Source organism: Planomicrobium stackebrandtii (assembly GCF_030814955.1).
Classification (GTDB): domain Bacteria; phylum Bacillota; class Bacilli; order Bacillales_A; family Planococcaceae; genus Planococcus; species Planococcus stackebrandtii.
Map to the genome: position 1 here is coordinate 519659 of NZ_JAUSWB010000002.1, position 20609 is coordinate 540267.

Genomic DNA, 20609 nt, shown 5'->3' on the forward strand with positions numbered 1-20609 from the left:
GTGTCGGTTCATGCCGGCGTTGAAAGAAGTGTAAACGCTAATATAAAAGTTGACCACTTGAAGGGGTTTCGCTCATCAAAAAGTTGACCACCTTTATCATGTTTCCCGTATCATTATGTTTGTCTAGAACAAGCATGATTCGGGAGGAAAAGGAATGATAAAGATGGCTAATATTGAGCTTATCAGAAAACTCATTATGTGGAAAAAAGATCAATCCGGCAGTTATCAAAAGACTTGGGGTATTCACGACAGACGATTCGGAAAGCATTGGAACAGAATGAGGTTCCTCGCTATACCCGAACCGCCCCCATCAAAAGGCCAGCGATCGATGCCGTCAAACCCTTGATTCTTCAATGGATGCAGGAAGATCAAACAGCCCCTTTGAAGCAGCGCCATTCAGCTGCACAAATCTATCGCCGCCTTGTGAACGACTACCAATTCACCGGTGGTGAATCGACGGTCCGCCATTTCGTTCGCCAGGTAAAACAGGAGTGGAATTTATTGTCGCCCCCATCCTCGATTCCGTTGGAATTTCAAGCGGGTGAATTCGGCCAATTTGATTGGGGAGAAGTCATCATCGAACTCAATGGCAGCGAGATCAAATGCATGCTTTTTTGCATGCGACTTCTATATAGCCGGAAAATCTTTGTGAAAGTATTTCCCCACCAGCGTCAAGAGGCGTTATTCCAGGGGCATCTCGATGCGTTCAATTATTTCGGTGGCGTACCGAAGACGATTGTGTACGACAATATGAAGACGGCGGTCAAAAAAGTGTTGGAAGGGACGAAACGGGAAGAACAAGAAGCGTTTATCGCGTTTCGTTCGGCCTTTTTGTTCGATGCTCAATTTTGTGCTCCGGCAAAAGGAAATGAGAAGGGGCAAGTGGAGAAGCTCGTTCAAACAGCCAGAGCGCAATTTCTGGTGCCCGTTCCTAAAGTGACCAGCTTCGAAGAGCTGAATGATTACTTGAAAATGTGTTGCGATCGTTACGACTTACATAAAGTACCGAATTCAACTGAACTTGTGCACCAACGGTTCACAGAGGAAAAAGCACTTCTCCTGCCGATTCTCGGTCGGTTTGACTGTGCACGCCGCATTCGGGTAAACATTAACACGCTGGCACTGGTGAATTTCGAGACCAACCGGTATTCCGTCCCGACCCGCTATTCCGGCAGGAAGGATGCGTTTCTGCATGCGTATGTCGATAAAATCATCGTACAAATCGACGGAGAAACGATTGCCGAACACGAGCGTCTTTACACGCAACACGGCGAATTATTGGACATCGACCATTACCTGGATGAATTGGAGCGAAAACCACGTGCCATCCCTTTTGCGCGTCCGTTGAAAAAGAACACACTGCCCGCCTCTTATCAGTCGTTTTACCGGGAAACCAACCTGCGGTATGGTCATGGCAAAGAACTGATTCGTGTATTGAAGCTGCATCGGGATTATCCGGCTTCGGCAGTCGAGAACGCCGTCCGTCAGAGCGTGGAGAAACAGTTATTCACTTGCGATGCGGTTAAACAGTTTCTTTATCAAACCTTGCATCCGGCCATCGCCAATCCCCTGCCCATGATGTACGAAGTCACGGAAAGCATTCGCGTAAAGCCTCCTGCATTGGGAGATTACAATGAATTATTGAAAGGCGGTATCTATCATTGAATGAGCATCATTTCCAGCTGGAAGATTACTTAAAACGGTTGCGCCTTCCGGCCATCCGAGCGCAACTGGAGGTCTATCTTCGGGAAGCAAACGAACAACAAATGACCTATGAGTCCTTTCTCTATCATCTCCTCCAACTGGAGGTGGCGGAAAGGGAAATCAAACGGAAGGAACTGGCGCGTAAGCAAGCTCGGTTCCCTGTCGAGAAGACCTTAGCCAATTTCTATTTTGAGCGTGCGCCCCATGTGCCCAAAAGAAAAGTATTGGAAATTGCCGAAGGCAATTATATTTATGATAAACGCAACGTCCTGATGATCGGAAATTCGGGGACCGGCAAAACGCATATCATGATTGGCTTGGCTCAAATCGCGATTGAGAAAGGCTACAAGGTCAGGTATTATACCGCCGCCGGGCTGGCCAACGAAATCATGGAAGCACAAGACGAGAAAAAGCTCCTCCAACTCGAAAAGAAGTGGTTAGCAGCTGATTTGGTTCTGGTCGATGAATTGGGATACATTCCATACCACAAAAGAGCAGCTGAATTGATGTTTCAATTTTTCTCCAGCCGTTACGAAAGAGGCAGCATGATCATCACCAGCAACCGGGAGTTCAATAAATGGAACGAAGTTTTCCACGATGATCAGATGACCGCCGCCTTGTTGGATCGACTCACTCACAAAGCTCATATCCTCGATATGAACGGCGAGAGTTATCGTTTACGAGAGACCTTGGAATCCAGGTCGATCTAAGTAGAGGGTGGTCAACTTTTAAATGAGCGACCTGGTCAACTTTTGGCTTGACGTTTACAAGAAGTTTCGTTTCATGTAATCGACCGTTCGTTCAACTTTCCCTTTCGTTTGCGGACGGTAGGGTTTGCACGCTTTGGGCGTGACGCCGTAGTAAGCGAGAAAGTCTTCAAACTTTTGGTTGAAGCGGATTTCTACCGTTGTATGCCGAATGACAACCGTTTTCATATTGTCGTAGAGAACTTGATTCGGAATGCCGTTGAAATAGGCAAAGGCATTCATGTGGCATTTCATCAAGGTCTCCAATTTCATGTCGGTGGTGAACTCGATATATTTCATCCGCGAATACCCCAGCACGATCAAAAACCCATAGATTTTTTGAAGACGTTCATCAACGTCGTACAGACCGACTTCTGCCCAATCCATCTGCGCCTGTTGACCAGGTGGCGTCTCCAAGCGTCGGGTTGCCTGTATCTTCGGCTGTTCCCGATGCGGCTGCGCAAAATCTTTCAGGATTGTACTTTTCCCGTCAAAGCCTTGCGCCCGCATCTCCTCGAGTAACACCACACAATTGTTGGTGCCTTCTTGAATCCGTTGAAGTAAGTAGGGTTTATACGGATCTAATTTGCTTGCCCGTTTCGTTCGCTTGGAGCTCCGAGGGAGCTTTTCGGTATTTATGTATTTCCTTATGGTTTTCCGGTCAAAGCCGGTCTCTTCGGCAATGGCTGTTAACGACCATCCCTTTTGGTGCAGTTTCCGAATTATAAAAAATTCCTCCATTTTCAACATCGACACACACTCCTCTACAACTTGGTATATGTCGATTATCCTTGATGAATGGGGAATTTTAAAACGCGTTATTGGGTATTTTATCACCGGCAGTGACAGGATTATTACATTGAAAATAAAAAACGGAGAAATCGAGGTGGTGAGTGGCTTCCAGGACGTACTGTTACTAAAGGTCCTTTGGACACTTACCCCATTATGGTGAACAGCCGGATCGTTGAGCGGGTGTATTTGGTTACTGTAACGACGGATCTCCGGTCATCGTCCAAGGATTGTTTCAGCTCAATCCTTTTTCCAATGTGCTTTTTGTGTTCTGTAATCGGAAGAAAGACAAACTCAAGATTCTATTCCGAGATTACAATGGTTTCTGGTTCTATTACCGGCGATTGGAAAAAGGGCTGTTCGATAGGCCGGATCCTCTCGAACTGGATGATTTCGAGCACAACCCATCTTACGATTATCTCCATCGGCAACTCCTGCAAGAAGAGCTGCTTCATGCCGATGAAACCGGCTTACAAATACTTGATGAGCCTGACAAGACTACACAATCCAAGTCGTACATGTGGCTCTATCGAACGAGTGGCGTTTCGAAAAAACCAATGGTCCTTTTCAATTACCGAGTGAGCCGGTCGAGTGAAAATCCGAAGGATTTCTTGAAGGGCTACGAAGGCTATCTCAACGTTGACGGATATGCCGGTTATGAATCCGCTTGAGAATGTGGAATTCGGGGGCTGTTGGGCACATGTCCGCCGGAAATTCGATGAGGCGCTGTAGACATTGAAGAGTCCATCATCAAGTGCTGCCCGTTCGACGATTGCCCAAAAGGGACTCAACTTCTTTAAACAATTATTCACGATTGAACGTAAAATCAAAAATCTGGACGCAAAAGAGCGGTTGAAAATAAGACAAAAAGACAGCCAGCCTGTGCTGGATGCTTATTTAGCATGGCTAAATGAACAAAAAGAAATCATTTCCCTCAAGCAGCAACCGGCAAAGTAATAAGTTATTCGTTGAATCGATACTACAAGCTGACAACGTTTATGAAGGGTGGACATATCGAGGTAGATAACAATCGCGCCGAACGGTCGATTAAACCGTTCTTAATCGGTCGAAAAATCTGGCTGTTTGCCGTTTCGACAAGCGGAGCGAATTCTAGTGCCATCATCTACAGTCTCGTAGAGACCACCAAAGAGAATGGCTTTAATCCATTTTTCTACCTTCAATTTCTTTTTGAAGAACTTCCGCAGCTGGACATGACGGCTGAACGGAACATCGATTATCTCATGCCCTAATCGAAGGTACTTCCGAAAGGCTGTTATATCCAAAAGAAAAAATGTCTTTCCGACAAAAAAACGGAAAGGCATTTTCTTTTCTAAGAAACAACGTGTTCACTATTTGACACTTACGTATCAAATAAAGAAAATGTTTTGGAATTTCTAATAAATTATATCTAAATATTCATTAAAGTATAACTTGTTAAAAAATATATGAAATATAAATGTATATCATTACTTTTCAAGAAAAAAATAGGATATTATTTTCGGTTAAAATGAATCAAGATAACTAAAAAAACTATTTTTATTATAGTAAAAAGTCATTTTAATTAAAACTAAAAATTTAAAAATTTAAATATATTGTTAAAAAAAAGAGACTTTAGTATTTTTTATTGTAAAAAAAATAATGTGTATTATATATTATTTTTAAAAAAAACAAAAATAATGATATTTATATATATATATTTAAAATATAATTATAAAAAATACAACTAAAGGAGCATTAAAAATATGAAAAAAATAATTTATGAAAATTTGTGGGTATTTATTTCTATTTTTTTGTTATCTTTTATGGTGTTTTTCTCGGTTGAAGTGAAAGCTGAACAGACTGTAAATGTGATGGACTTTGGTGCTAAAGGAAATAACCTTACGGATGATACAAAAGCATTTCAAGATGCCATTAATTTTCAAAGCAAAGCCGGAGGAGGAATTGTAAAGGTTCCGGAAGGTGTATATCTGATAAATACTAATAACTCGGTAGTATTGAAAAGTAATATTACTTTAGACTTTGAAAAAAACTCTATTTTGAAAGCTATTGCAAATGATAGAGATCATTATGAAGTTATCAGAATAATTGATGTCGAAAATGTAAAAATTTTGGGTGAACTAAAAATACAAGGTGACAGGGATTACCACCTAGGGAAAACTGGGGAATGGGGATTTGGTATAAGTATAAGGGGGGCAAAAAATATTACCATTGAGAATCCACATATATCTAACTGCTGGGGAGATGGAATTTATATAGGAAGTTCATTAGAAGCGAAATTTAGTGAAAATATACAGATATTAAATCCAACTTTAATTAATAATCGTAGGCAAGGTATTTCTATAATATCTGCAAAGAATTTAGAAATTGTCAATGCCAATATTTCAAAAACAAATGGAACTTTACCAGAAAGTGGTATAGATATTGAACCGAATACTCCCGAAGAACTTTTGCAGAACATACGGATTACTAATTTGACAACAAAAGATAATGCACAGTATGGTTTTAAAATATTTTTAAGAAATCTAAAGTTAAGTGAAAATCCAGTAAGTATCGAAGTAGATTCTATCGCTAATATCACAGATGGGATTGCTGTAAAAGAAATTGAAGGAGTAAAAGGAACAATATTAATAGGAGGATACTATTACTTGTCTGATAGAGAAATAATATCAAAACCATTAGCAAATATACCAACAAGTACATCAACAACCATAACAGGAACTGCGCTGGCTGGATCTTCAATTAGTGTTAAAGCTGGAACAACAGTAATTGGAACCGCTAAAACGACAGGTAGTGGGAATTACACAATTTCAATACCAATACAAAAAGCAGGAACTATTTTATCTGTAACAGCAAAAGATGCAGCTGGAAATGTAAGCAAAGAAACAACTGTAACCGTAGTAGCTGAAAAGTTCTCTGATCTAGAGTTCAGTAATTGGTTTTATGATGAAATACTATATCTAACAGAAGAAAATATAGTTCAAGGATTTCCCAATGGAAGTTTCCAGCCGAATAAAAACACAACGCGTGCTGAAGCAGCAAAGATGCTTGCAACTGCACTGAAGATACCGGCTTCGAATAAAAAGACTGAATATTCAGATTTAATAAATGGCCATTGGGCAAGTAGTGATATTGCCGCAGTAACATCTGCGGGTTTGTTCAATGGTTATGCTGATGGATCTTTCAAGCCTAACAGAAATATTACTCGTGCTGAAATGGCGAAGGTTTTGGCCTTAGCGTATAATCTAGAAGCTAATAATGAGCAAGTATTTAAAGACGTACTATCCACCCATTGGGCATCAGAATCAGTTTCAGGAATAACTCAAAGCGGCATCGCTACTGGATATCCAGACAATACTTTCAGACCTAGTGCGGCTACTTCAAGAGCGGAGTTTTCAGTGTTTCTTGCAAGAGCATTAAATAGTGAGTTCAGATAAAAACAGAAGTTAGTTATAACGAAAACGTGGAGAAGGGCAGTTAAGCTTCATTTTTCTATAATAATACTTTAACTGCTCCTTCTAATTACGCTAGCATCTATTACAAATATTTAGGGAGTATTAATTAGCGTAGATGCAGAAATCTCATATGACTGATACCATCCAAAAGCTCTTCGAAACTTAAAAAGGTTATAGTTTTGAATTCGGTGGACAGCAATTTTGTGTAAATTGCTAATGTTGTTTCTTAATGTCCCAAAGTTGATAATATTATTTGACCGGAAATTGATCACAAAAGAAGAGCCGCAACCGTAAAACCCTAGAGGTTTTACGGTTGCGGCTTCTTTATACTTAAGTAGACAATAGTTAAGCTCTATATCCCTTATCATACTTTTGTGCAAAGTCGTCATCAGACAACACCAAGTATCGGATTCCCTCGATAATTCCAAGTAAAGCTGGGATGTATGTCCAGAAGAAAATTAAATACAGAATCCCTTGAATCCATTTGCCAAAATAAAACTTGTGGACTCCGAATGTTCCTAGAAGAATAGCAAGTAAGCCCGCAACTACTTTGCTCTTTGTATAAACAGGATCTCGTGCTAAGTCTCCACTCCCGCTTGACGAGGAGCTTGCCGCACCACCGCCACCTCCAGCATTCATAAACACCATAGGTTGTTGGGCTTTACTGGTATCTTCTAATTTGTCCATTTTTCTTAGGTTTTCTACAAATAGTTCATCTACACATTTTTTACAGGTGTTTTTTCCTTTTAACTCGGTATTACAATTTTCACAAATAAATTTACCGCAAGATACACAAGTACCAACGGAAAGGGCTTCTTTATGAACGTAGCAATTAGTCAATATCTTCATCTCCTAAAATTGATTAATTTAACTTATTTTTTGGTATAAAAATAAACATAATATACTGTTTTTAAAATATTTAGTAATTCAAATTACTTATATTATAACCTCGTTAATAGTTAATGTATATTACTATTTTTAAAATATTACCATATTGATAACTTTTATTAATTTGTACAACTTTGTTGGAATCTGTTAGAGAACCTCTTCAGATATTAGAGCGCTGCTCATAAGAATAATAGGGTCACGTTATTATTCTTATGAGTAAATCCCATTTATTTGTCGTCAATAGGTTACGATGTAAAGTGTAAAAGCTCATCATGAATTATCCAATCTGATTAAAAGCTGAAGATGTCACAACCGCTAGAAAAAATCTGGTATTCTCAACTAAACGTAAAACGTGATTTTTATTCGACTAATGTGCACAAAATGAAATCGAGCAAAACAGACTATTTCAGTGATATCAAAACCAGACATTGTGCGGGAGGCTATATTTTGGATCTTTACGGAAATGGCATCACCACCGGATACCCAAGTGAGACATTCCAGCCTGGCGCATCAACAACCAGAGCAGAGTATTCTGTATTCCTGGCACGCGCGATGAATGAAGATTTTCGTTAAGCAGATTCCAAAGAAAATAGTAAAAAGCTCATTCCAGAACTGGAATGGGCTTTCTTTCGGTTTGTGGAGGCAATACGTATTTGGTTCTTCTAAAGAGTTAGTTCCATATATAACGATATACTTACTTTGAAGCGGAATCCCTCCAACACTTAATAAAGAAATCAGAATATTTTGATAAAATCTATTGATTTATTCTGAAAAAGTGTTAAATTTATAACTAATAACACTATTAGAAGCAGTGGTTCGATTATAGAACCAAGGAGATGAGGACAAATGAGTTCGAAAACAGTTGATAAGGCATTAAGTATATTGGATGCCTTCACAGTTGAAACGCCAACATGGGGGCTAAGAGAATTATCCCGTCAGATAGACATGAACCACACCATCGTTCACCGTATTCTGACGACCTTTGAGGATAAAGGCTATTTGTACTGCAACCCGGAAACAAAAAAATATGAGTTGGGCATTAAATTCATCGAGTTGAATAATGTGGTGGAAGAGCATCTGAACATATCGAGCATCATTCAGCCGATTATGAAAGAAATTGCCTTGAAGACAGGCGAAAGTGTTGTGCTGACTATTCTGGATGAAGAGGAAGGGGTGTTTGTCAAAATTGTTGAAAGTGAACAAAAAGTGCGCTTTGCGGAATCGGTGGGAAAAAGAAGCTCTTTGTATATCGGGGCTTCTCATAAAGTGATATTGGCGTACCTTCCTCTTGAAATTCAACATAACATTGTAGATGAAGGGGTTGCCCATAGCGCCAAGCACATCAAATCCAAAGAAACGTTTCTTGGGCACTTGGAACGAGTGAAAGAACAAGGCTGGTGCTATAGCGAAGGAGAAACTTTCGACGATGTGGCTGCCTGCTCGGTCCCGCTGTTTGACAACAAGCATCAAATTTTAGGGTCATTAAGCATCGCGGGCCCTAAATATCGCTTATCTCAGGAACAAAGCGAAGAAAAGCTGCCGATCCTGCAGGAGCATGTGAAAAAACTGAACGCCATCTTAGGCAAGGTGAACTTTCCGTCCAGAAGAAACTTCCTGACTAAAAAATTCATTTAAAGGCGAGGTGACTGCAAGTGGATAAAATTTTGGAAATTGACAATCTGGTGACTGCTTATCAAGGAAAAGAAGGATTTGTAAAAGCTGTAGATGGCGTTTCCTTTGACTTGAACAGGGGGGATACGATTTGCATCGTAGGAGAATCCGGGAGCGGCAAAAGTGTCACAGCCATGAGCATCATGCGCCTCGTCGAATTTGAAAACGGAAAAATCCGTGAAGGGACGATTAAGTTCAACGGCGAAGATCTGGCAAAGAAAAGCAATGAGGAGATGCGGAAAATTCGCGGCTCGAGGATTTCGATGATCTTTCAGGAGCCGCTAACGGCATTAAATCCGGTTTTCACCGTAGGCAAACAAATCACTGAAGCGATTCTGTTCCACTATCCGATCGGCAAAAAAGAGGCCTGGAGACGAGCGGAAGAAATGATCCGGCTGGTCGGGCTTTCAGACCCGAAAGCCCGCTTAAAGCAATACCCTCATGAACTGTCCGGCGGGATGAGGCAAAGGGTGATGATCGCCATCGCATTGGCGTCTGAACCGGAACTCCTGATTGCTGACGAACCGACAACGGCACTCGATGTCACAATTGAGGCACAGATTTTGGAACTGTTGCGCTCATTGCGCAGGGAGCGCAATATGTCGATCATGCTGATCACACACGACATCGGTGTCGCAGCTGAGATGGCAGACCGCATCATCATTATGTACGCCGGTAAAATTATGGAAATATCGGATACTCAGGACCTTTTTGACCAACCTCTGCACCCGTACTCAAAAGGTCTGCTCGATTCAGTGCCTCGAATGGATGGCGAGCGGGGTGTTCCTTTGAATTCGATTGAAGGTTCGATTCCCCGTTTGAATGAAGTCCCGGACGGCTGCCGCTTTTCTCCACGGTGTCCATTTGCTACCGAGAAATGCCATGAAGAAATGCCGCCTTTGGAATTCAGGGGAACCCGGCAAGTCGCTTGCTGGCATGTAGACCAGCTGCTTGAAAACGACTCATTGAGCAACGACAGAAAAGGGGGTGAATTTATTGAATCCGGAATCAAAGAGCCTTCCTACTGAACAAGCAGAACCTTTAGTGAAGATCGAGAACTTGAAGAAATATTTTCCGATTAAAGGAGGTGGTTATTTTACCGGTTCCAAGAAACTAGTCAAAGCGGTTGATAATGTAACGTTTGAAATTTACAGAGGCGAAACCTTAGGCCTTGTTGGAGAATCAGGATGTGGAAAATCGACCCTGGGCCGGAATATCCTTAGACTGCAAGAACCAACAGATGGCCAGGTGTTCTTTAAAGAAGAAAACATTTTAGCGTATAAAGGCCATGAAATGCGAAAACTTCGGAAACAGATGCAAATCATTTATCAGGATCCCTTTAGTTCACTAAACCCGCGATTTACAGTGGGCGAAATCATAGGTGAAATGTATGACATTCATGGAATTGCGAAAGGAGCTGAGAAAGAAAAGAAGATTAAAGAAATGATTGAACTGGTTGGTTTGGATCCAAGCCGTTACCACAATTACCCTCATGAATTTTCTGGAGGGCAGCGCCAACGAATCGGCATCGCCCGGGCACTGGCGTTGAATCCTGAATTCGTCGTAGCGGACGAACCCGTATCCGCTTTGGATGTATCGGTGCAATCGCAAATTCTCAATTTGCTGATGAAACTCAAAGAAGAGTTAGGATTGACCATGCTATTTATCGCACATGGCTTAAATGTAGTTCGCCATATATCGGATCGGGTCGGAGTCATGTATCTCGGGAAAATCGTAGAGCTTTCCGAAACGGATAATATCTTCGACAACCCAGCACATCCGTATACGGCTGCATTGCTTTCTACAGTACCAGAAGCCGATCCCCGCCTTAAAAAAGAACGAATTGTTTTAAAAGGAGAAGTTCCTTCTCCTGCAAATCCACCCTCAGGATGCCATTTCAGAACAAGATGTCCACTCGCCACGGAACGTTGTGCAATTGAAGAGCCACCGTTACTGGAAGTTCGTGATAAACATTTTGCCGCATGCCATTACCCACTAGAAAAAGGCCAAACACTCAAACAAGCAATTTCATCCAAAGAACAAAGCCAAGAGTCTGTAACGATATAGTCCAGCTTTATTTAACTATGGTTTCATAAAAAAACATAGAAAACAAAAGGAGTGTAAGTATGACACAGCGAATCGAAAAACAGGGAAACAAGAAAAATTATGATGGCTACAAATCTTTTCAGTATTTAGAAGCAGGGACGGATTATAAAGAGTACAAGCTTTCTAAAGAAAACGATCGTGTTGCGCCTTATGAATACCCGGTTTCAGCGGCTGAAGAAGAACAAGTGCAAACCATTATGGAAGAAGATTATATGGTTTCCATGCATGAACATACGTTTATCATGCCGGATAATTTACAGGAGTTTTATGAATTCAGGCGTCAAGGCCGTGATTGGACAGCGTTTGAAGCATTAAGCCAATCTGGATTAGATGTAATTTTTGAAAACTTCATGGATGGAACAGCAATGGTCACTTCGCAGGCCGGTTGGAAATGGTCAGATGTAATCCACGATATCGGAATTCGGTTCAGTGATATCGCACACCAGGACATGGTCATTAAAGCGGAACGCATAGCAGATTTATATCGTGCCAAAAAAGAAAAGAAAATCGCTTTTGTCGGAGCGTTGGAATCTTCCACGATGATCGAAAATGAACTTGATCGCCTGGATGTTCTGTATGGCTTTGGCATACGCACCATGGGAATCGTCTACTCTGAAGCCAATTCCTTAGGAGCGGGTTTAAGGGAACCGAATGACGGTGGACTCACAGTTTTTGGAAAACAAGCAGTTCAACGAATGAACAAGTTGGGAATTACCATCGATGTTTCCCATGCAGGCGACCAAACGTCCCTAGATACCATTGAAACGAGTGAAAAGCCTGTCACCATCAATCATGCTGGCGCACGTGGGCTATGGGATACGAAACGCATGAAGCCTGATGATGTAATCGTGGCGTGTGCGGCAAAAGGCGGAGTCATCGCAATTGAAGCGGCTCCGCATTCGACGATTACCCACAATCATCCAAAGCACAACATTGAATCTTTTATGGAGCATTTCGAATATACAGCAAATCTGGTCGGGATTAATCACGTAGCATTTGGGCCGGATACACTTTTTGGTGATCATGTAGGGACGCACGAGCTGCTGTCCGGAAAGCTTTCTATAAAAAGTGCACAAATGGCCGGAATGCAAAGAGTGGAATATGTGGAAGGATTGGAAAATCCGGCTGAATGTTTCCCGAATATTATCCGCTGGTTAGTGAAAAAGGGATACAGCAGAGAAGATATCCGAAAAGTAGCTGGAGGCAATATTTTCAGAGTGCTGGAAGAAACATGGGCAAAATAATTTAAGGGGGAATTTGAAGATGAAAAACAATAAATGGATTGTTTTATTCACCTTATTGATGTCCATCGTGCTTCTTGCTGCCTGTTCGTATGGGGGCGGTGACGAGACCTCGACTCAAGGTGCAGAAGGCGAAGGTGAACAAGCGGCAGAGGGTGAACCACAATCAGGCGGCAGCGTGTCAATCCCGATTGTAGCCGATCCCACATTTAATCCGTGGCACCCCAATGCCTATGCGGAATCGAATGTTGTAAACAGAGTCCTTTTTTCCGGGTTGACCCAAACCGGTGAAGATTTAGAGCCGATTCCTGATTTGGCGACCGAATGGGAAACATCGGAAGACGAACTGGAATGGACCTTCCATCTGAGAGACGATGTTCTTTGGCATGACGGGGAACAGTTCACAGCTGAAGATGTAGCTTTCACATTTAATGAAATTGTATTGAATGAAACGTTAGGTGCAAATAACACTTCTTATTTCCAGATGCTGCAAGAGGTTCAAGTAGTGGATGATTACACGGTCAAATTCATTATGGATAGCCCCGTGGCAGCATTACCCGCCTATTTGAGCTTTAATACAGAAATTATTCCCCAGCACATTTTTGAAGGGCAAGACCCATGGGATTTAACTTCGTTTAATAAAGAAAATCCGGTTGGTACGGGAGCGTTTAAATTGAAGAGCTACACTTCTGGACAAAGTGTTGTGTTAGAGCGCAATGACGACTTTTATGGCGATATTGCACTTTTGGATGAAGTGGAATACAAAGTATTGGCCGATGCCAACACACACGTTGCACAGCTGCTTAGCGGAGAATTATCCATCTTTGCTTTGGATGACCTGTCAGCGATTGATCGAATTGAAAGTGCAGAAAACGTAACGGTGGAAGCCCGTGAAACTCCTCGATTCTTCTGGATCATTGCAAACCAGGAAGTGGAGAAGTATCAGGATGTACGGGTGAGGCAGGCGATTCTTCACTCAATAGATCGCCAAAATATTATTGACACGGTTCTGAAAGGATATGGAACCATTGCCGATGCAGGAATCGCTCCTGCATTAGCCGATTATTATACGGATGATGTAACCCGATACGAGTATGATCCTGAACGTGCGAAAGAACTTCTTGCAGAAGCAGGTTGGGAAGATACGGACGGCGACGGGATTGTTGATAAGGACGGAGAACCATTTACAATCGATTTTGAAATCGGAATTCAAGGCGATTTAGAAGCAGTGTCGCAAATGGTTCAGCAATACCTGCTGTCGACAGGGTTCGACGTCAACTTGAATGCAATGGAATGGAATTCCATGATCCAAGATGTGGTCGTAAACCGCGATTATGAAATGAGCTTAAACTGGTGGAGATATCCTGCGGATCCGGATCTATCTGCATACATGCACTCAAATAGTGTAGCTGGAAATAACATACCGGCTTATCAAAATCCTGAATTGGATGCTCTATTAGAGGCTGGTGCACAAACCAGCGATATTGAAGAACGAAAAGAAATTTATATTGAAGCACAAAAGTTCATGTCAGAAGAGCTTCCGTATATCTTCCTTTGGTATCCGCAAGAAGCACAAGTGCGTGTCAATAGCTTACAAGGTGTTCCAGATCTGGCCTTTGGCGACGCTCTTCACCATATTCATAAGTGGTACATTGAAGAATAAATAAAAAATGGAAGTGTGCTCTTGAGTGCACTTCCATTCCTACTATCTAGAGGGAGGAGGACATGAAATGTTAAGATTTTTAGTTAATCGATTAGGGCAGAGTATAATTTTATTGCTGATTGTCACCATTATTACTTTTTTTCTCATCAATCTTGCTCCTGGCGGGCCATCCAGTACCATGCGGATGGATGCAACTGCGGAAGAACGCCAAGCCATGGTTGAAAACTTAGGATTGGATCAACCGGTGTTGGTGCGTTATGTCGACTGGATCACGAATGCTGTACAAGGTGACCTTGGAGTTTCTTTTAATACGAGCGAACCCGTTACCCAGCGTATTTTAGAACGGCTTCCCTATACGATTGAACTGACTGTCTTCACCATTATAATTTCTGTCTTGCTTGGAATATTCTTAGGGGTATTATCCGCGATCAAGCGTGGAAAAGCCCAAGACCATGTCATCAATTTTTTTAGTGTCATTGGGTTATCAGTGCCGGCATTCTGGTTAGGCCTTATGCTGATTTTGCTGTTTTCGATAAATTTGGGATGGCTTCCTTCTTCTGGAGTAGGTTCTAGAGGGGGAGAGTTTAGTCTATGGGGATATGTATCCCATTTAATCTTGCCTGTCCTAATCTTAACCACAACCGTGCTGCCGAATATTGTCCGCTTCACGCGTTCGTCGATGCTTGAAGTCATCTCTCAAAACTATATTCGTACTGCTCGGGCAAAAGGGGCAAAAGAATCTATCGTCTTATACGTTCATGCCCTTCGCAATGCGTTGATCCCTATCATTACCATCATTGGCATGTTGATTCCGCGGCTATTGAGCGGAGCAGTAATTACTGAAGCCATTTTCGGCTGGACCGGAATCGGCACATTGATCATCGAAGCAGCAAGAGGCCGAGATTATCCGCTGGTTATGGGTGTTACTGTGGTTATTACGGTAGTGGTGGTGGTTTGTAATTTACTTGTCGATATCCTGTATTCTCGAGTGGATCCTAGGGTTAAAAATGTTTGAACAGGAGGTGAGAAGTGATGGTATCAGTAAAACCGACGTTGACTGGGGAAATTGATGCGAATCCGAGCCAAGGGAAAACAAGTGTCTTAAAAGCTTTGCGCAACAATAAAGTCGCATATGCTTCATTTTGGTTTTTGGTGCTTATTCATGTAGCGGTATTTCTGGGACCAGTCGTTTGGACAGTAAATCCTGAAGAACTGCAGGCAGCGGGGTCATTGGCAGGATGGTCATTTCAACACCCTTTTGGAACCGATGATTTAAGCCGCGACGTGTTTGCCCGTATGCTCCATGGAGGCAGAGTAACGTTAATCGTTGGATTAGTTGCCATGCTGTTTTCATTATTGATCGGAACAGTTGTCGGAGCCTGTGCAGGATTTTTTGGGAAAGTGGTTGAATCGATCCTGATGAGAATCACCGAAGCCATGATGGCTATTCCAACTTTCTTCTTTATCCTTGTTGCACTGACCGTGCTTGGCACAAGCCCAACTATGGTTATCGTGGTCATCGCTTTAGCCGGATGGATGGAAATTGCGCGTGTTGTATACGGTGAAACGTTGAAATGGAAAGAATACGAGTTTGTCGAAGCCGCCAATGCTTCTGGGGCAACGCCATTTCGTATTTTAACCAAGTATATTATTCCTCAAATTGTTCCTTCCATCATTGTGGCCGGGACATTGACCATTGCTGCAGCTATTTTGACGGAAAGTGCCATCAGTTACCTGGGATTAGGAATTCAGGCACCAACTGCGACATGGGGGAATATGCTGCAGAATTCTCAGCAATATATATGGACTGCGCCGGTTCTTGGAATCTTGCCGGGAGTCGCCATTACGATTGTCGTACTTGCTTATAATTTCTTAGGAGACGGTCTAAGAGATGCTTTGGACCCTAAATTCGTCAAAAAATAATCTAAGAATGGAGAGATGCAATTTGTTCGCAACGATTAATGACAATGAACTCTATTATGAAGTCCATGGCAATCCTGAAGGGGAAACGATTTTCTTTATTCATGGAGCGCCTGGATTAGGCGATTGCCGCGGCGATATTAAGGCTTTTTCAGCTTTAGGAGATGAGTATCGCCTGGTCTTTATGGACATGCGGGGTTCAGGCCGCTCGCAAGGAAACCCGCCGTTCACGCATGAGCAATGGACGGCCGATATTGAAGAAATGCGAAAAAAACTGGTGGATGGTCCGATAAAAATTCTTGGCGGGTCATATGGCGGCTTTCTGACTTTGGAATATGTCTTAAGATATCCCGATAATGTCACCCATGTGCTACTAAGGGACACTGGTTCGAACAACGGCTTTGATCATTTATCGATCGATCGTGCATTAGACAGCAACTTGCCAGGCATTGAAGAAGACGGCATCCGCCGGCTATTCGCTGGTAAAACAGAATCCAATGAAGAACTGAAGGAAATGTTCACCGCAATCCAACCGCTGTATACAGTTGAGTTTGACGAAGAAGCGGTAAAGAAGCGGCTCGACTCTATTTATTACCGCTATGAAACACATAACTATGCCTTCCGCTATAATAAGCCGAATTTCAATTTAGACAATGACCTCTATAAAATTTCGGTACCTACTCTTGTGACTGTGGGGAGACATGACTGGATCACCCCGGTCGAATGCTCCGAACTGATAGCAGAGAAAGTCCCGAATTCGCAACTGGTCATTTTTGAAAACAGCGGACATTCCCCGCAGCATGAAGAAAACGAAGATTATTTGGTGCTTGTTCGAGAGTTCCTGAACAAGGTTTCTTCGCCGATTGGAAAATAGAACCGCAATAAATGGCATTAAGTGAAGAAACTGCGCCACTAGGCAAAACAACTTAGTATGAGAAATCTCGGCAGTATCCTAAATGCGAAAAACCAGCAAAGTCAGTACTTTTACTGACTTTGCTGGTTTTATTTTTTCTTACATAGTATTTATTATTAGGTATAAAGTATAATAATATAGGTAATATAAAACATCTTAGCAATAATAGGATAAATTGAGGGAGACAAGAGAATGAGAAGAGGCATGAAAATTTCAGCTGCACTATTGAGTGTGGTTTTATTAGGCAATACTTTGAATACTAGTGTATATGCTGAAGGTGAAGAACCGATTGTCACGCAAGCAAAAGAGACGGACCAAGTCATCGTCACATTTAAAGAAAGTGTGAAAAGTGAACAGAAGGATTTGGATGCTGTGACTGTAAACACTGTGGATACTGATGAAATCGCGACATTAAAAGTTCCGGAAGGGGAAACGGTTGATGCTTTTATTGAGGAATTAGAAGCAAGAAAAGACATTGAAAGTGTAGAGCCTGATCACTTGGTTCAGCTGACCTACACACCGAACGATCCTTATTTCAATTACTACCAATACCATCACACAAATATAGAGACAGAAAGAGCCTGGGATAAAACCATGGGGTCTTCTGATGTTGTTGTGGCGGTTTTAGATCAAGGGTTCGATATCAATCATCAAGATTTAGCAAATCAGATTGTTTCGCCACACTTTACTTCAGACACAGGATTTAGTGTCGATGATCATGGAACTCATGTTGCTGGTATCATTGGTAGTTCAATTGATAACTATGCATTTGGTACTGGGGTGGCTCCGCAAACAAGCATTATGCCGATTGATGTTTTTGAAGGAGAAACGGCATATACATCCGATGTAATTGAAGGCATTTACCAGGCTGTATGGTCCGGTGCTGATATTATCAATATGAGTCTTGGCAGCTACACTTACAATACTTCCTATAATAATGCGATTCAATACGCTTATCAAAGTGGCTTGGTTATCGTGGCTTCTGCAGGAAATGACTCAAGTTCCCAAACACGTTATCCAGCTGCCTATGACAACGTTATTTCGGTGGGTTCAACAGATTCTTCAAACTATCAGTCGTATTTTTCTAACTATGGATATGATGTCGATATTGTTGCACCCGGCAGTTCCATCTACTCGACCCTTCCGTACAATTCAGGCGGTTGGATGAGTGGTACCTCTATGGCAGCGCCAGTGGTATCAGGTGTTGCAGCATTGGTTTTAGCAAATGAACCAGATCTGACGAATGATGAGGTCGTGACTCGGTTACTGACCACTACAAAAGATTTGGGCGCTTATGGCAAAGATTATTACTATGGAAACGGATTGGTTAACGCTAGACAGGCATTGAAGATTGTAGATATTCCTTCACCTGCAGTTGATGAAATCCAGGATAATTCAACTAGCATTTCGGGTTATCTTTCATTTGAAATAGATAATGGAACAGTTATTGTTCGCGATCAAGCTGGTACTATAATTTCTTCGCAGGAAGGATATTCAAGTTATTCTTACTTTGAAATGGAGATTCCTAAGCAAATCGCCGGAACTAGATTGTACGTGTCTGTCATGGATGCGAATGGAAATGAAAGTGAAGCTACGGAACGAGTAGTAGTGGATGCCACGTCTCCAGATAAACCAATAGTTCAAAAAGTGACAGATCAATCGACATCCATTACAGGAACAGCAGAAGCGAACTCAGAATTAACGATCTTGGCCAATGATGCCATCATCAATACCATACAGGTGAACGGCAATGGTCATTTCGAAAGCTCAATTGAACGGTTGGCTGCGGGTACGGAGCTGGTGCTTTATGTTATGGATGATGCAGGGAACATCAGTGAATCCACATATACTACAGTGACAGACGCCACACCCCCGGCAAAACCAGTAGTCGACAAAGTAATTGCAGGCGCTGTTAAAGTAACGGGAACGGCAGAGGCCGGATCAACTGTGAAAGTTATATCAAAAGGTGTTTTATTAGGCGAAGCTGTAGCGGCAAGCAACGGAGCATACTCTATTGCGGTTGCTAAGCAACAAACAGGCACGGCTTTATCGGTAACTGCCACAGACTCGGCTGGAAATGTCAGCTCAGCAAGAGAAACCGGAGTCGTAGACGGCACAGCTCCAGCCCTTTCATTCGAGAACAAGGTGACACATCACTCCACACGCATCATCGGAACAGCGGAAGCGGCGTCTATAGTGAGTGTGAAAAACGGCTCAACTACCATCGGAACGGCAACAACCGATTCCAAAGGCAGCTATGAAGTGAACATCAAGAAACAAAAAGTCGGAACGAATCTGTCCATTACCGCAATGGATGCTGATGGCAACAGCAGTGCGGCCATTAGCGTCACAGTCGTCGACGGCAACTTCCCTGACTTGAAAGTGGTTCATTGGGCATTGGATGAAATCATGTACTTAGGGGATGACCAAATTATTGGCGGCTACCCGAATGGCGGTTTCCAACCTGACAAGGATACGACACGTGCAGAAGCGGCGAAGATGCTGGCTTTGGCATTGGATTTACCGATTGAAGACGTTTCTTCTGGCTACAAAGACGTTCCAGATAAGCATTGGGGCAAAAACTACATTGCGGCCGTGACCAAAGCAGGTTTGTTCACTGGGAACCCGGATGGCACTTTTGCGCCAAATGATGTTTTGAAGCGTTCTGAAATGGCCAAGGTCATCAGCATCGCATATGAACTGGATGCAAGCGACAAGAACCATTTCAATGATGTAAAAGCAGGTCATTGGGCAAAAGGGTATATTTCGGGGCTGTATGAAAACGGCATTACCACCGGATTCCCGGACGAGACGTTCCGACCTGGCGCTTCTACAACAAGAGCCGAGTACTCGGTGTTCTTGGCACGAGCGATGAATGAAGACTTTAGGTAAATATTTTGAGAAAAGTCACTTGGGATTCTAAATCCCGAGTGACTTTTCTTATGTATAAACTTATTCGACACTAATAGTAAGTTACTCTTATAATCGTGGCGGAATAACTATATAATAAATATGGTACATATTTCAATAAAATCAGGATTGGTGGTTATTAGTAATGGTCAAAAGACCTAAAATGAAAAAAGTAGCTTCATTTTTAATACTTATATTGATGTTTCAACTTGTGTTCAGTATTTCTCCGACTTTAGCGGAAGGAGACGGTTCTCCCCCAATAGTTAAAAATATTAATGTATCTTCTAAGGAAGTATCTGTTGGAGAAGCAATAACAGTAAAAGCCCAGGCAGAAGATGATAATTCGGGAGTGAAATACCTGAATGCAAGTTTTGATCCTCCGTCTGGAAATCGAGGAATTAGCATCAGGTTATACTTGAATGAAGTCAGTGGTCTATTTGAAGGTTCTTACACCGTAGGAGCAATGGATGAAGGGGGACTTTGGAAATTTAATTATGTAGCGGCATACGATAACGCTTCGAACTATGAGATGTATTATTCGAATGTTTTCGAAGAAAACTTGGATTTTAGTGTAATAAACGCTGATGGAGATGGAATTGCTCCTAC

The 20609-nt window shown here is 42.2% G+C and carries 17 protein-coding genes and 2 pseudogenes; 17 read left to right on the forward strand and 2 right to left on the reverse strand.

The genetic code is table 11. The features are described 5' to 3' along the window. Positions 1-198: 198 nt before the first annotated feature. Positions 199-1665 carry an IS21 family transposase gene (istA, locus tag QOZ98_RS06020; protein ID WP_308786574.1) on the forward strand — a complete coding sequence of 489 codons (1467 nt, stop codon included), beginning with the start codon at positions 199-201 and terminating at the stop codon, positions 1663-1665. Then, positions 1662-2414 carry an IS21-like element helper ATPase IstB gene (istB, locus tag QOZ98_RS06025; RefSeq protein WP_308786575.1) on the forward strand — a complete coding sequence of 251 codons (753 nt, stop codon included), beginning with the start codon at positions 1662-1664 and terminating at the stop codon, positions 2412-2414. The genes istA (QOZ98_RS06020) and istB overlap by 4 nt, the downstream gene beginning before the upstream one ends. A 57-nt stretch (positions 2415-2471) precedes the next feature. On the opposite strand, the pseudogene istA (QOZ98_RS06030) reads toward istB, so the two are convergent. Beyond that, positions 2472-3200: pseudogene (gene istA, locus QOZ98_RS06030) on the reverse strand (IS21 family transposase); the annotation flags it as partial. A 257-nt stretch (positions 3201-3457) separates the two neighbouring features. On the opposite strand from istA (QOZ98_RS06030), the gene tnpB reads away from it, so the two are divergent. From tnpB to QOZ98_RS06050, 4 genes and pseudogenes are all read left to right on the forward strand, one after another. After that, positions 3458-3910: an IS66 family insertion sequence element accessory protein TnpB gene (tnpB, locus tag QOZ98_RS06035; protein WP_308786597.1), complete on the forward strand. Its 453-nt coding sequence runs from the start codon at positions 3458-3460 to the stop codon at positions 3908-3910. A gap of 64 nt (positions 3911-3974) precedes the next feature. Further along, positions 3975-4288 (forward strand): annotated as a pseudogene (locus QOZ98_RS06040) (IS66 family transposase); the annotation flags it as partial. A 72-nt stretch (positions 4289-4360) separates the two neighbouring features. After that, complete coding sequence (locus QOZ98_RS06045) at positions 4361-4489, forward strand: transposase domain-containing protein (protein WP_308786598.1); 129 nt, start codon at positions 4361-4363, stop codon at positions 4487-4489. 492 nt (positions 4490-4981) lie between these two features. Continuing rightward, positions 4982-6673: an S-layer homology domain-containing protein gene (locus tag QOZ98_RS06050; protein WP_308786576.1), complete on the forward strand. Its 1692-nt coding sequence runs from the start codon at positions 4982-4984 to the stop codon at positions 6671-6673. 363 nt (positions 6674-7036) lie between these two features. On the opposite strand, the gene QOZ98_RS18910 is transcribed toward QOZ98_RS06050, so the two are convergent. Then, positions 7037-7531 carry a TM2 domain-containing protein gene (locus QOZ98_RS18910; protein WP_407676699.1) on the reverse strand — a complete coding sequence of 165 codons (495 nt, stop codon included), beginning with the start codon at positions 7529-7531 and terminating at the stop codon, positions 7037-7039. 429 nt (positions 7532-7960) lie between these two features. Between QOZ98_RS18910 and QOZ98_RS06060 the strand changes: the two genes are divergently transcribed. The 11 genes from QOZ98_RS06060 to QOZ98_RS06110 all read left to right on the forward strand — a co-directional run. Further along, entirely contained in the window at positions 7961-8152 is a 192-nt protein-coding gene (locus QOZ98_RS06060; RefSeq protein ID WP_308786577.1) for an S-layer homology domain-containing protein, read from the forward strand. 273 nt (positions 8153-8425) lie between these two features. Then, positions 8426-9214 (forward strand): IclR family transcriptional regulator, encoded by a 789-nt coding sequence (locus tag QOZ98_RS06065; protein WP_308786578.1) that lies wholly within the window; start codon positions 8426-8428, stop codon positions 9212-9214. Positions 9215-9231: 17 nt separating this feature from the next. Further along, positions 9232-10278: an ABC transporter ATP-binding protein gene (locus tag QOZ98_RS06070; RefSeq protein ID WP_308786579.1), complete on the forward strand. Its 1047-nt coding sequence runs from the start codon at positions 9232-9234 to the stop codon at positions 10276-10278. Continuing rightward, complete coding sequence (locus QOZ98_RS06075; protein ID WP_308786580.1) at positions 10247-11317, forward strand: ABC transporter ATP-binding protein; 1071 nt, start codon at positions 10247-10249, stop codon at positions 11315-11317. Before QOZ98_RS06070 ends, QOZ98_RS06075 begins: the two co-directional genes overlap by 32 nt. Before the next feature lie 59 nt (positions 11318-11376). Continuing rightward, positions 11377-12600 carry a dipeptidase gene (locus QOZ98_RS06080; protein WP_308786581.1) on the forward strand — a complete coding sequence of 408 codons (1224 nt, stop codon included), beginning with the start codon at positions 11377-11379 and terminating at the stop codon, positions 12598-12600. A 19-nt stretch (positions 12601-12619) separates the two neighbouring features. After that, the gene (locus QOZ98_RS06085) at positions 12620-14260 is read left to right on the forward strand and encodes an ABC transporter substrate-binding protein (RefSeq protein WP_308786582.1); all 1641 of its coding nucleotides are present in this window, start codon (positions 12620-12622) and stop codon (positions 14258-14260) included. Between the two features lie 67 nt (positions 14261-14327). Then, positions 14328-15275 carry an ABC transporter permease gene (locus QOZ98_RS06090; RefSeq protein WP_308786583.1) on the forward strand — a complete coding sequence of 316 codons (948 nt, stop codon included), beginning with the start codon at positions 14328-14330 and terminating at the stop codon, positions 15273-15275. Positions 15276-15292: 17 nt separating this feature from the next. Beyond that, positions 15293-16183 (forward strand): ABC transporter permease, encoded by an 891-nt coding sequence (locus QOZ98_RS06095; RefSeq protein WP_308786584.1) that lies wholly within the window; start codon positions 15293-15295, stop codon positions 16181-16183. Between the two features lie 22 nt (positions 16184-16205). Then, on the forward strand, positions 16206-17054 hold the full coding sequence (locus QOZ98_RS06100) for an alpha/beta fold hydrolase (protein ID WP_308786585.1): 849 nt from the start codon (positions 16206-16208) through the stop codon (positions 17052-17054). A 231-nt stretch (positions 17055-17285) separates the two neighbouring features. After that, complete coding sequence (locus tag QOZ98_RS06105; protein ID WP_308786586.1) at positions 17286-19985, forward strand: S8 family serine peptidase; 2700 nt, start codon at positions 17286-17288, stop codon at positions 19983-19985. A 163-nt stretch (positions 19986-20148) separates the two neighbouring features. Continuing rightward, positions 20149-20609: hypothetical protein (locus QOZ98_RS06110; protein WP_308786587.1), on the forward strand; the 461-nt coding region annotated here is incomplete at its 3' end.